Source organism: Cupriavidus sp. 05N40 (assembly GCF_056397305.1).
The window spans coordinates 13,677-26,025 of sequence record NZ_JBFTND010000054.1 but is presented as its reverse complement, the minus strand read 5'-3'; the positions used below and the strand labels follow the sequence as shown (position 1 = coordinate 26,025).

13 protein-coding genes are annotated in these 12,349 nt (G+C 66.7%); 5 read left to right on the top strand and 8 right to left on the bottom strand.

Annotated features, from left to right (window positions below; all coding sequences use genetic code 11):
• Positions 1-3: 3 nt before the first annotated feature.
• Positions 4-1,425 carry a cytochrome ubiquinol oxidase subunit I gene (locus AC1DO7_RS15025; protein WP_441616874.1) on the bottom strand — a complete coding sequence of 474 codons (1,422 nt, stop codon included), beginning with the start codon at positions 1,423-1,425 and terminating at the stop codon, positions 4-6.
• A gap of 330 nt (positions 1,426-1,755) precedes the next feature.
• Here AC1DO7_RS15025 and AC1DO7_RS15020 point away from each other — a divergent pair, with 330 nt between their 5' ends.
• The 4 genes from AC1DO7_RS15020 (at position 1,756) to moaA (ending at position 3,827) form a co-directional block, all read left to right on the top strand.
• Positions 1,756-1,971: a helix-turn-helix domain-containing protein gene (locus AC1DO7_RS15020; protein WP_441616876.1), complete on the top strand. Its 216-nt coding sequence runs from the start codon at positions 1,756-1,758 to the stop codon at positions 1,969-1,971.
• Positions 1,972-2,112: 141 nt separating this feature from the next.
• A complete protein-coding gene (locus tag AC1DO7_RS15015) occupies positions 2,113-2,457 on the top strand; it encodes a hypothetical protein (protein ID WP_441616878.1) in 345 nt (114 codons plus the stop codon).
• A 79-nt stretch (positions 2,458-2,536) separates the two neighbouring features.
• Positions 2,537-2,731 carry a hypothetical protein gene (locus AC1DO7_RS15010; protein WP_441616880.1) on the top strand — a complete coding sequence of 65 codons (195 nt, stop codon included), beginning with the start codon at positions 2,537-2,539 and terminating at the stop codon, positions 2,729-2,731.
• Positions 2,732-2,768: 37 nt separating this feature from the next.
• The gene (gene moaA / locus AC1DO7_RS15005) at positions 2,769-3,827 is read left to right on the top strand and encodes a GTP 3',8-cyclase MoaA (protein WP_441617100.1); all 1,059 of its coding nucleotides are present in this window, start codon (positions 2,769-2,771) and stop codon (positions 3,825-3,827) included.
• A gap of 33 nt (positions 3,828-3,860) precedes the next feature.
• Here the strand turns inward: moaA and AC1DO7_RS15000 are convergent, their stop codons facing one another.
• From AC1DO7_RS15000 to AC1DO7_RS14975, 6 genes are all read right to left on the bottom strand, one after another.
• Positions 3,861-4,157: a transcriptional regulator gene (locus tag AC1DO7_RS15000; protein ID WP_441616882.1), complete on the bottom strand. Its 297-nt coding sequence runs from the start codon at positions 4,155-4,157 to the stop codon at positions 3,861-3,863.
• A gap of 3 nt (positions 4,158-4,160) precedes the next feature.
• Complete coding sequence (locus tag AC1DO7_RS14995) at positions 4,161-5,585, bottom strand: aminotransferase-like domain-containing protein (protein ID WP_441616884.1); 1,425 nt, start codon at positions 5,583-5,585, stop codon at positions 4,161-4,163.
• A 55-nt stretch (positions 5,586-5,640) separates the two neighbouring features.
• Positions 5,641-6,846 (bottom strand): molybdopterin molybdotransferase MoeA, encoded by a 1,206-nt coding sequence (locus AC1DO7_RS14990; protein ID WP_441616886.1) that lies wholly within the window; start codon positions 6,844-6,846, stop codon positions 5,641-5,643.
• Complete coding sequence (gene fdhD / locus AC1DO7_RS14985) at positions 6,840-7,712, bottom strand: formate dehydrogenase accessory sulfurtransferase FdhD (protein WP_441616888.1); 873 nt, start codon at positions 7,710-7,712, stop codon at positions 6,840-6,842. The genes AC1DO7_RS14990 and fdhD overlap by 7 nt, the downstream gene beginning before the upstream one ends.
• A gap of 145 nt (positions 7,713-7,857) precedes the next feature.
• On the bottom strand, positions 7,858-8,322 hold the full coding sequence (locus AC1DO7_RS14980; RefSeq protein ID WP_441616889.1) for a phosphate-starvation-inducible protein PsiE: 465 nt from the start codon (positions 8,320-8,322) through the stop codon (positions 7,858-7,860).
• Positions 8,323-8,327: 5 nt separating this feature from the next.
• Positions 8,328-10,652 carry an FdhF/YdeP family oxidoreductase gene (locus AC1DO7_RS14975; protein WP_441616891.1) on the bottom strand — a complete coding sequence of 775 codons (2,325 nt, stop codon included), beginning with the start codon at positions 10,650-10,652 and terminating at the stop codon, positions 8,328-8,330.
• Between the two features lie 378 nt (positions 10,653-11,030).
• Here AC1DO7_RS14975 and moaD point away from each other — a divergent pair, with 378 nt between their 5' ends.
• Complete coding sequence (moaD, locus tag AC1DO7_RS14970; RefSeq protein ID WP_441616893.1) at positions 11,031-11,288, top strand: molybdopterin converting factor subunit 1; 258 nt, start codon at positions 11,031-11,033, stop codon at positions 11,286-11,288.
• Between the two features lie 34 nt (positions 11,289-11,322).
• Here the strand turns inward: moaD and cynR are convergent, their stop codons facing one another.
• Positions 11,323-12,204 (bottom strand): transcriptional regulator CynR, encoded by an 882-nt coding sequence (cynR, locus tag AC1DO7_RS14965; protein ID WP_441616894.1) that lies wholly within the window; start codon positions 12,202-12,204, stop codon positions 11,323-11,325.
• Positions 12,205-12,349: the final 145 nt, after the last annotated feature.

The following is a 12,349-nucleotide window of genomic DNA, read 5'->3' as shown; positions in this document are numbered from 1 at the left end:
CATTTACCTGTTGATGTATTGCGCCTTGCCCGCGACCGCGGCCGTGCCCGCCAGCACGAAGGATTCGCCCGCCGTATCCAGGCCGTGGCCATGCGGGTTCGCTGCCGGCCCCTTCTTCACCAGCTTCAGCATGTAGCCCACGCCCACGCCGAACACCAGGAAATAGACGACGACGAACAGCGCCAGCGACATGGCGACCGGGCCCAACTCATGGCGCGAGACGGCGTCATGCGTGCGCAGGAGCCCGTACACGACCCACGGCTGGCGGCCGATCTCGGTGGTGAGCCAGCCCGCCAGCAACGCGATCAGGCCGGTCGGCCCCATCACGACGGCCAGACGCAGGAAGAGACGCGTGCGATAGAGCGCAGCCTTGCGCCGCAGCAGCAGGCCGAGCACGCCAAACGCGATCATCAGTACGCCCAGGCCCGCCATGACGCGGAAGGTCCAGAACAGGACCGCCGAATTGGGCCGGTCTTCTTTGGGGAAGTCCTTCAGGCCCCGGATCTGTCCGTCAAGGCTGTGGGTGAGGATCAGGCTGCCGAGCCGCGGGATCTCGACGGCGTAGCGGGTTTCCTCGCGCTCCATGTCCGGGATGCCGAAGACGATGAGCGGAAAGCCGCCCTTGTCGTCCTTGGACGCGGTGTTCCAGTGGCCCTCGACGGCGGCGATCTTGGCCGGCTGGTACTTCAGCGTGTTCAGGCCGTGGGCATCGCCCACCACCGCCTGCAGCGGCGCGACGATCAGCACCATCCACAGGGCCATGGACAACATCTTGCGCACCACCGGCGTGTCGTTGCCGCGCAGGAGCTGCCATGCGCCAGCCGCGGCCACGAACAGCGCCGTGGCAAGGAAGGCGGCAATCCCCATATGCGCCAGACGGTACGGGAAGGACGGATTGAAGATGACGGCCAGCCAGTCGGTCGGCACCACCTTGCCGTTGAGGATCTCGTAGCCGGCCGGCGTCTGCATCCAGCTGTTCGAGGCCAGGATCCACGTCGCCGAGATCAGGGTGCCGATTGCCACCATCACCGTCGAGAACAGATGCAGGCCTGGCCCGACCCGGTTCCAGCCGAACAGCATGACGCCGAGGAAGCCGGCCTCGAGGAAGAACGCGGTGAGCACTTCATAGGTCAGCAGCGGCCCGGTGACGCCACCGGCGAACTCAGAGAAGAAGCTCCAGTTGGTGCCGAACTGGTAGGCCATCACCAGGCCGGACACCACGCCCATGCCGAAGTTGAGCGCGAATATCTTGATCCAGAAGTGATAGAGGTCCCGGTACACCGGCTTGCTGGTGCGCAGCCAGGAAACCTCGAGGATGGCCAGGAAGCTGGCCAGGCCGATCGTGATGGCCGGGAAGATGATATGGAAGGAAACCGTGAATCCGAATTGGATGCGCGCGAGATCCAGCGCTGTAAGTCCGTGCATCGATATGCTCTCCGTGATTGATCCGCCGGGTCGCGCAGTCTGGGCGCGGGCCGGCATGCCGGCAGCGCGGGACTGCATTGCGCCACCACCACACACCCCGGCAATCCCCGACGGAATGCATTGCGAGACCAGGTTGCAACGCCTCTCGACGTCATGCTGTGCAGAGTACGGAATTCACCCCCCGGCCGAGAGATACAGTTGCCGGGATAGCGTTCAGGTGCAGTTGGACGGGCCGTCCTGCGCGCGCGCAATGCCTCTGGAATCCGTTCCACCACGCCGCAGCCACCGGGCGGATGCGCACGACAGCGCACCCCCGGGAGGAACCGCGAAATGACGAGCGGCATGCGCGCTGCGGGCGATCGTGCACAGGACCTGCTCACCACCGCAGACGCGCCAGTCGCGCGGCTTGCACCCGAGGTGGGAGTCCAGACGCAGGCGCCCTTCGCCAGCGTGTTCAAGCGCTTGTGCGGCGAAACGCCATCGCGCTGGCGGCAGCGCAACGCCCGCCGCCAGGCTGCCCGAGACCAAACTGTTCTGTTGAGTTAGCTGCTGCTTTGTACGTGATCGCGCCGGGCCCTGTCTCCTACCATCTGGGTAACAGATCAGCGAGAACGGCATCAACGCCGCGGCAGACATCTCCGATCGCAAGCGCTGTTGACACGTTGGACCAACCGATTCGAGACCATCATGAAAGCCACCACACTCAATAAGCTCCTCGTCACCGCCCTCCTGAGCGCAAGCGCCATCGCCGCCCTGCCGGCCCACGCACAGGGCCCGAAGGACAGCGCCGGCGCCGGTGACAAGTACGGCTATGTCATGCGCCAGGGCAAGGCGGATCCGTTCACCGAAGGCCGCAACGTCAACACTGCGCGCAGCAGCTTCACCGACGGCGCCCGCGCCCAGGGCACGCGCGACCCGTACACCGACGGCGCCCACGGCGCCGCGGCCCTGGAACTCGCCGGCATGGACCGTACCGGCGTCTCCGCGCCGCCGAGCCATGGCGCATCGGCCGGCACCGATGCGGCCGCCTGAGCCGGCATGGCGACGGCTCCGGTCACGGGGCCGTCTTGCACGCACCGAATCCGACACGGCATCCAACGAGGAACCCATCATGAAGTCCGCACTTGTACTACTCGGCGCCGCTAGCGCGCTATGCATGTCCCTTCTCGCCCATGCCGGTCCCGACTGGCAGGTCATCGAGAAAGCGCGGGCCGACCAGCGCGCCCGCCAGAACGCCGCGCACTCCTGCGCGACAAGCGCGCCGCAAGCCACGGCGCCGGCGGCAGGCGGAGCCAGGGCCAGCTGAGCCTAGCCCGATGGAACACGCCACTCACGCGACCACGATGCCTGAAGCGCAGGATCGCGAGGCGCAGCCGCCGTGCACCGATCGCCTGGGCCGCCCGCTGCGCGACCTGCGGCTGTCCGTCATCGACCAGTGCAATTTCCGCTGTACCTATTGCATGCCGAAGGCGGTCTATGGCCCGGACTTCCCCTTCCTCACCGCGGCGCAGCGCCTGTCGGACGCGCAATTGCTCGCCATGGCGCGCGCCTTCGTCGGCCTTGGCGTCGAGAAGATACGGCTTACCGGCGGCGAGCCCCTGCTGCGCAAAGGCATCGAATCGCTGGTGGAGCAGATCGCCACGATGCGAACGCCAGGAGGCAAGCCAGTCGAGGTAGCCATGACGACAAACGGCAGCCTGCTTGCCACCAAGGCGCGCTCGCTCAAGGACGCGGGCCTGCGGCGCGTGACGGTCAGCCTGGACAGCCTTGACGATGCGACCTTCCGCCGGATGAACGACGTGGACTTCCCGGTCGCGCGGGTGCTGCGAGGCATCGAGCAGGCAAGCGCGGTCGGACTGACGCCGCTCAAGGTCAACTGCGTGGTCGAGAAGGGCACCAACGATGGCGAGATACTGCCCCTGGTCAGCCACTTCCGCCACAGCGGCGTCACGCTGCGCTTCATCGAGTTCATGGATGTGGGCGGCGCCCAGTCATGGGACAGGTCCAGGGTCGTGACGTCCGACGAGATACGCAAGACCGTCGAAGCGGCCTATCCCCTGGTGCCCGTGGCAAGGCTGGCGTCGGAAACCGCCACCAACTACCGGCTCGCCGATGGCAGCCTGGCGGTCGGCTTCATCTCCAGCGTGTCGCACCCGTTCTGCAGCGACTGCACGCGTGCCCGGGTGTCGGTGGACGGCAGGCTGCACCACTGCCTCTTCGCGACGGAGTCCGTCGATCTCAAGCCCTTCCTTGCCGGCACGCTGCCGGCCCGGGCTCTCGAACAAGGCATCCGGGCAGCGTGGGAAAACCGCGCCGACCGCTACTCGGAGTTGCGCGCGCACCGGCTCAGCACCGGGAAGAAGCGCTACCCCACCGTGCGCATGTCGCTCGTGGGCGGTTGAGCCTGGCCCGCCCGCCGCCTCGGCCGCCGGGGTTCAGCGGGCAAACAGTTGCGCGCAGACTTGCACCCCGGCCGGGGTGAGCCTGGCCGTCCCGCGTCCATCCTCCCCGATCTCCGTGTCGGCAAGCTCGACCGACCGGAGTTGCGTCAGCACGCGCCGCAACACGCTCATCTGCAACGCTGCCTGCTTGCTGATCTTGGCCAGCGACCACGGCCGCCCCGCCGGATCGCGGGCGGCCGCGTACAGGATCTGGAGAACGGACACGAGCGCCGGGTCCAGGTCTTCGGGGGCTGCGGCAGCGCCGCCTTCATCGATGGTTGAGTCCGACATCACTTATTTCTGCCGTTCGCACAGGGTTTCGACCAGCTTGCCGAGCGTCACTACGGCCGCCTCGGTCTCCGTGGTCCACGGCGCGCTGTAGTTCAGGCGGATAAAGTTCTTGAAGACCGGGCCCGGGGAAAAGATATGACCCGGCGCAATCGTGATCTTCCGCTCCAGCGCCAGGTGATATAGCTCCATCGCATCCACGCATGCCGGCAGCTCGACCCACAGCACGTATCCGCCGGCCGGCCGGGATGTCTTGGTGCCCGGCGGGAAGAAGCGGCGCACCGCCGCTGCCATGATGCTGGCCTGCTGCGCGTAGGCCTTGCGCACGCGGCGCAGATGGAAGTCGTAGCCGTCGTTCTTGAGGAACTCCGCGATGGCCAGCTGCGGGATCGCCGGCGTGGTCAGCGTGTTCAGGAATTTCAGGCGCTCCACCTGGTCGCGATACCGGCCTGGCAGCGCCCATCCGATCCGGTAGGCATTGGTCAGCGTCTTGGAAAAGGAACAACAGTGCAGCACGATGCCTGCGGTGTCGTAGGCCTTCAGCCCGCTGGGGTGGGCGTCGCCGTGATAGAGCTCCCCGTAGACATCGTTTTCTATCACCGGCACATTCTTTTCCGTCAGCATTGCCACCAGCTGGCGCTTTCTTTCGTCCGGCATCTCGAACCCCAGGGGGTTCTGGAAGTTCGGCATCACCATGCACGCCGCAATCCCCTTTTCGTCGATCAGCCGGGCCAGCTCCGCGATATCGATGCCCTCGACCGGATCGGTCGCGACTTCGATGGCGCGCATGCCGAGACGTTCGATGGCGTGCAGCATCGCGTAGTAGGTCGGCGATTCCACGGCGATCGTGTCGCCGGATTTGGCGACTGCCTGCAGGCAAAGATTGATGGCCTCGGTCGCGCCGATCGTGATGATCAGTTCGTTCGGATCCACGGCATAGCCATTCTCCAGGTAACGGCGCGCGATCTGCCGGATGAGCGCGGGACATCCTGGCGGCAGGTCGTCGAGCAGGTTCCACCTGGCATACCGGCGCGCGATATTGTTGGCATACTGGTTGATCCGCTGCCAGGGAAACAGCGACGGATCGGGATACGGCGAGCCCAGGGGCACGGCTTCGTCGGAGCGGATCGAACGCAGGGTCGACAACACCAGGGCGCTGACGTCCACGGCCGATGGCCGTGTGCTCGGCCTGGAAGCCCGCAGCTCCACGGCCGGCTCCTCGGGCCGCGCCCTGACGAAGTAGCCGGACTGGGGGCGGCTTTCGATGATGCCGCGGCTCTCGAGCAGGACGTAGGCGCGTATCACCGTCGTGATGCTCAGCCGGTGGTGTTGGCTGGTCTGGCGTACCGACGGGATGCGGTCGCCCGGCAGCAAGCCGCCCTGCCTGACCAGCCCTTCGACATCCGCGGCGAGTTTCTCGTACAGTTTCACACCGCTAGCCTTTCACAAATCAACATGGATCGGGATCGCCGGCCGCGCCGCAGCGCTAGCAGAGCCAGCGATTCAGATCATAGAACGGAACCAGGTCGTGCGGGCGAACCTCGGTTTGCGGCGACACCCGGACAAAGCCGGAGGCGCCGCCCAGCGCCGACACCGACGCCGCGCCCTGCTGCTCGCTGAGCCGCGCGCGATCCATCCCGCACAGCCCGGCGACGCGGGCGGCCCTGAGGAATTCGTCGCGGCCAGCGGTCTTCTCGGCGGCAAACTGCGCATGCACGAAGCCGACCGGGGGGCACAGTTCGGCCCGCCCCTGCAGCTTCCTGAGCATCGGCGTCACCAGCAGCGCAAAGGTCGTATACGCCGCCGCCGGGTTACCCGGCAGGCTCACCACCGGCTTGCCCCTGAGGCGGCCGAGGGAGATCGGCTTGCCGGGTTTCATATTGACCTTCTGGAACAGGAGTTCCCCCCCGGCCGACACCAGCGCGGCGTTTACCAGGTCCTTGGCGCCCGTGGAGGCGCCGCCGGTGACCAGCAGGATATCCGCCTCCCTGGCAAGTTCGAGCAAGGCCTCGTGGACTGCCGCCTCGTCATCCGGCACATGGTTGCGCGAGCGGACCACCGCGCCAATGGACTGGACCAGGGCCTCCAGCATCGGGCCGTTTACGTCCCAGACCTGGTGCGCGCCGTGCGGCTCGTCGTTCGCCGCCACCTCGTCGCCGGTCGTCAGGATCGCCACCTCCGCCAGCCGGAAGACCGGCACGCTGCCGACACCCTGCGAAGCGAGCGCGGCGATATGGCCCGGCTGCAGCAAGGTGCCCGCGGACAACAGCGGCTGGCCGGCCCGTACATCCTCTGCCTGCCTGCGTATGTGCTGGCCCGGCGCCGGCGCCCTGGTGAACGTCACCGAGCCATCCGCCGGCGCGGCATCCTCCTGCGGGACCACGGTATCGGCGCCGGCCGGGATCAGGGACCCGGTGTACAGCCGGATGGCATGCCCCGCCTCCAACGGCTGCGGCACCATGCCCGCGTAGCAGACCTGCTGGATGGGCAAGGGCCTGCGCCGGCCATAGTCGGCGTGGCGGATCGCATAGCCGTCCATGGCGCTCTTGTCGGCCGGCGGGGCATCGCACTGGGCTTGCATATCGCGAGCCAGGATCCTGCCATTTGCCAGGCTGAGCCAGGCCATTTCAACCTCGGCGACAGACTCGACGCTCTGGGCGAACAGCGCCTGCGCCTTATCGAACCCTAGCATGACCCACCTCCGTTATCGCAAGCGGCGGCAACGCCACGCAGGGCGGGCTCGCCTGGCATCGCCGTGTACTGGACGTAGCCGTCCTTGCGGCAAAAGCTCAGCAACTGCAGCCCCGCCTGCCCGGCGATCTGGATCGCCAGGGAGGTCGGCGCCGAGATGGTCGCCAGCAACTGGATGTTCATCCGGGCTGTCTTGCGCACCAGCTCGTAGCTGGCCCGGCTGGAAAGGAAGACAAAGCCTTCATCCGTTGCCACGTCATGCATCGCCAGGTAGCCGATCAGCTTGTCTAGCCCGTTGTGGCGGCCGACATCCTCGAATACATGGAGGACCTCGCCGGCCGGGTTGCACCAGGCCGCCGCATGCACGCCGCCGGTACGCTTCATCAGGACCTGCCACGACGGCAACTGCGAGGCGGCCCGCTCGATGATTTCCCGCGTCGGCGATATCCTCGTGCGCGGCGTCTTCATGAACTCGGGCACCAGGTCCAGCAAGGCAATGCTCTCGATGCCGCATACGCCGCAGCCGGTCCGTCCGGCGAGCGTGCGGCGATGTTCCTTCATGGCGGCAAACGCGCGCTGGCTGATGCGCAGATGCACCTCCACGCTGGCCGGGCCGACGAGCGGCTCGACATCGTAGATCTCGGCGTAGTCCTGCACCAGGCCTTCGGTCAGCGTGAAGCCGACCGCGAACTCTTCCAGGTCCAGCGGCGTGGCCATCATCACCGCATGCGAGATGCCGTTGTAGACCAGGGCGACGGGAACCTCCTGCGCCACGCTGTCGGTGGCCGGCATCGCCGTGCCTGCCCGGTGCCTGACGATCGTCCGCTCTTCGTATCCCGGGTGGATCGCCTCTTCACTACTGTGCATATCAACCTCGCCATCACAAGGGACCGTGCGGCCAGTCGCCGGACACGCACGGTGCATGGAGAAATACCGGGAGCAGTCCCGCCGGCGCGGCCGGCACGGTTTCCCGGCCGATCCGCAATGCGCGTCCTGATCCGCCTGCCGGGTCCTAGTCCGGGCTTCCCGCCTCGCCGTCGTCCGTGCTCGGGAAGCGCGCCTGGCCGTAGCGCAGGATCAGGACGCCGCACGCCAGCATGGCGATGCCGCCGCACAGCGCCAGCAGGTGCAATTCCGTCGCCTCGTTGTAGCGCAGGATCACGTCGCGAGCGAGCGAGACCATGGCGATGTAAAGCGGGAATCGCACCGGCAGCTGGCCCAGCTTGAGGTAGCGGGCCACCATGGCAAGCACCTCGAGATACAGGAACATGACGAGAAGATCGGTGATCGACACGGCGCCCGTGCCGGCAATCTTCCAGCCCTCCTGGACCATGGCGAACGACGTCGCCAGCCCGATGACGACGAGTCCGACCAGCTCGACCACGCCGAGCAGCGACTCCAGGTGCGTGCGCACGGCCGCCTGCAGCGACGATCCGCCGTGGCGCTGGCGCAGTGCATGATCCTCTGAACGTGTCATAAGCTTCATGCCGCGGCAAGCCGCTGCACGGCCGGTGTGAGCAGCACGGGGATCGACTTCGATGTCGGCGTGCCGGAACCGTCGCCGCAACTCTCCAGCGGCACCAGCGGATTGGTTTCCGGATAGTAGGCACCCAGGCAGCCCTGCGGGATGTCGTACTCGACCAGCCGGAAATCCTCCGCCCGGCGCTCGACGCCGTCGTCCCAGACGCTGGTGATATCGACGTGCTGCCCCGCGGCCAGACCCAGCCGCGCCAGGTCCGCGGCGTTGATGAATACCACCCGCCGCAACCCGAAGACGCCGCGATAGCGGTCGTCCAGGCCATAGATGGTGGTGTTGTACTGGTCATGCGAGCGCGTGGTCATCATCACCATCAGCGCATCGCCGTAGCGCGCGCGCGCGCGGCTGATCGGCGTGTCCTTCTCGATGCTGTTCACCACGAACTCGGCCTTGCCCGACGCGGTCTTCCAGACGCGGTTGCGCGATGCCGGCGTCAGGTGGAAGCCGCCCGGGATCGCCACGCGCGCGTTGTAGTCCTCGAAGCCGTCCAGCACCTTTTCGATGGCGTCGCGGATGCGTGCATAGTCCCCGGCGTACCACATCCAGTCGATCTTGCCGGAGCCGAGCGTGGCCTGCGCCATGCGCGCAACGATCGCCGTCTCGGACAGCAGGTCCGGCGATGCCGGCTCGTTCATGCCGTAGGAGATATGCACCATGCAGACCGAATCCTCGACGGTCACGCCCTGGGCCACGCCGTCCTGCAGGTCGATCTCGGTCCGTCCCAGCGTGGGCAGCAACAGCGCTGCCTTGCCATGCACCAGGTGGCTGCGGTTGAGCTTGGTGGCGATATTGACGATCAGCTCGCACTTGCGCAGCGCATCCCAAGTGCGCGGCGTGTCCGGCGTGGCGATCGAGAAGTTGCCGCCCAGCCCGACGAACACCTTGACCCGGCCATCGAGCATTGCCGAGATGGTATTGACCACGTCGTAGCCGTGCTTGCGCGGCGGCTCGAAGCCGAAGGTGGCACCGAGGCGGTCGAGGAACGCGTCGTCAGGCTGCTCCTCGATGCCGACCGTGCGGTCGCCCTGCACGTTGGAGTGGCCGCGCACCGGCATCAGGCCGGCGCCCTCGCGCCCGATGTTCCCGCGCAGCATCATCAGGTTGGAGAGTAACTGGATGGTCCCGACCGAGTTCTTGTGTTGCGTGAGGCCCATGCCCCAGCAGGCAATGACCCGCTTGCCGTTGACGTAGACGTCCGCCAGCGCGTCGATGTCCTGGCGGCTCACGCCCGACTCCTCGACGAGTTCCGCCCAGCTCTGCGCCCGCAGATCGTCGGCGAACTGTTCGAAACCGTTGGTGTGTTCGTGGATGAAGCCGACATCGATCACCCGCTGCGCGCCGAGCACGACCGCGTCGTCGTCGAGCTCGATCACGCGCTTGGCGAGGCCCTTGATCAGGGCAAAGTCGCCGCCCAGCCTGGGCCGCACGAACATCGACGCGATCCTGGTGCTGGAGCCGGTCAGCATTTCCACCGGATGCTGGGGGCTGGAGAACCGCTCCAGCCCGCGCTCGCGCAGCGGGTTGATGGAGACGATGGTGGCACCCCGCCTGGCGCATTCGCGCAGCTCGCCGAGCATGCGCGGATGATTGGTCGCCGGGTTCTGGCCGAAGATCAGGATCGTGTCGGCGTGCTCGAAATCGTCCAGCACCACGGTGGCCTTGCCCACGCCCACCGTGACCGGCAGCCCGCGGCTGGTGGCCTCGTGGCACATGTTCGAACAGTCCGGGAAGTTGTTGGTGCCGTATGCCCTGACAAACAATTGGTAAAGGAACGCGGCTTCGTTGCTGGCGCGGCCCGAGGTATAGAAGGCAGCCTGGTCCGGGTCATCGAGGGCGTTCAGGTGGCGCCCGATGATGGCGAAGGCGTCGTCCCACGAAACGGCCGCGTATTTATCGGTCTGCGGGTCGTACGCCAACGGATGGGTGAGGCGGCCGTGCTGCTCGAGCTCGAAGTCGGTCTGCTGCATCAGCTCCGCCACCGTATGGCTTGCGAAGAATTCGGGCGTGACGCGCTTGCTGGTCGCCTCCGCCGCAACCGCCTTGACGCCGTTCTCGCAGAACTCGAAGGTCGAGGCGTGTTGCTTGTCCGGCCAGGCACAGCCCGGGCAATCGAAGCCGTCGGCCTGGTTCTGCTTGAACAGCGTCTTGTACTTGCCTCCGGCAACCCTCTCCTTGATCAGGTTGATGGCCACGTACTTCAGTGCCCCCCACCCGGCGGCAGGGTGAGTGTAGGGAGCGATGTGGCCCTTTTCGGGTGCAGGTGAGCTCATGGCGGTAATGTCCTCAAGAATGGCATCGGCGGCCGCGGTCGGATCCGGGGCGACGGCACGCTCTGCATGCAGTACAGCCAGAGTAAGTGCGGGAGGCGTCGCGGGGTACGCACAGACCGACACCCGTGCGAGCAGTACAGTCGGCCCGCACCGGAACTGTGCTTCGTCTTGTCCGGGGGGATTGTGTGGGCCGCGTCACCCGCGACCGATCCGAAGTCGATCCTGTCGCGGCGCGCCGGGCCACAAACTGTTCTGCGCCGGTGGGCGTGGCACTGTACCCATTGCCCCGGGGCTGCCCCTTCTACCATCAGGCCGACGCTCCCCACGCGCACGCCGCCGGACAACACCGCCACGGGCGCGACCTGATTCGAGAGACCCATGAAACTACATCTGAAGTACTTCGCAAGCATCCGCGAGGCCGCCGGACTAGGCGAGGAAACGCTCGACGCGCCGGCAAGCGTGGCCACCGTCCTGGATCTGCGTGTTCATCTTGCCAGCCGCGGTGGCGCCATCGGCGACGCGCTGCGTGACGACCGCCCGGTCCGCGTGGCCCTGAACCAGGCCGTCTGCACGATGCAGAGCCGGCTCAGGAGCGGCGACGAGGTGGCACTGTTTCCTCCGGTTACCGGCGGGTAGGGCCAGGTCACCGGCCGCCGCGCAGGCGTTTGGCTCAGCCAGGCAACGCCTCCAGGGCAAAGTCGATGAACGCCCGCGCGGCGGCGCTTCGGTACGCGCCCTTGCGCTGGAGCAAGGCGGCTTCCCGCGATGGCAGGGGCGGCTCCAGCTTTATCTTGCACAAGCCGCCACTTTCCTGCGCGATGGCGGCGGGCAGCACCGTCATCAGCCGGCCGCGCTGGACCGCCTCGATCACCGCGTTGACCGAGTTTGCCTCGAGCGCGATCCGCGGCACCACGCCGATCCGGCCCAGGTAGTTGTCGACGTAATGGCGTGTCGCGAATTCGGTGGTCAGCAAGGCAAAGGGCTCGCCCTCCAGTTCGTTCAGCGTCAAAGCCGTACGCCTGCCGGCGTAGCGGTGCCTCGTGCCCACCACCAGCGCCAGCGCCTCCACCAACAGGGTCTGGACTTCGATATCCACCAGGCGCACATCCCTGAATGCGATCCCCACGTCGAGGCGATCCTCCGCCAGCAGCTGTTCGATCTGCTCCTGCGGCATTTCCAGCACACTCAGCGCGACGCCGGGATAACGCTCGTTGAAATCCATCACCAGGGGTCCGACCAGATAGGGGGTGAAGGTCGGCGTCATCGCCAGCCGCAGGCTGCCGCGCGTCAGTTCCTGCACATCGTGCACCGCCCTTTTCCCCGCTTCGAGATCCTGCAGCGCACGGCGCGCATAGAGCAGGTACGCCTGTCCCGCGTCAGTGGTCCGGATGCCGCGCCCGGACCGGTCGAACAGCTGCACGCCCAGGGTTTCTTCGAGCTGCCGGATCTGCTGCGAAAGGGTCGGCTGGGAGACATGCAGCACCTCGGCCGCCCGGGTGAAGTTGCCGCTCTCGGCGACGGCGAGGAAGTAACGGATATGACGGAGGAGCATCGGATTCCATTATTGGACTTGCCTATGAAAAGCATGATAAGCCGGTGTCGGATCCAATGGCAAAACATGCCCATCCCGCACCCGCCGGGACCCCGCGCGCAACGAAGTCCCTGCCGGCCTGGCTGTTCCGACCCATACCGGCTAC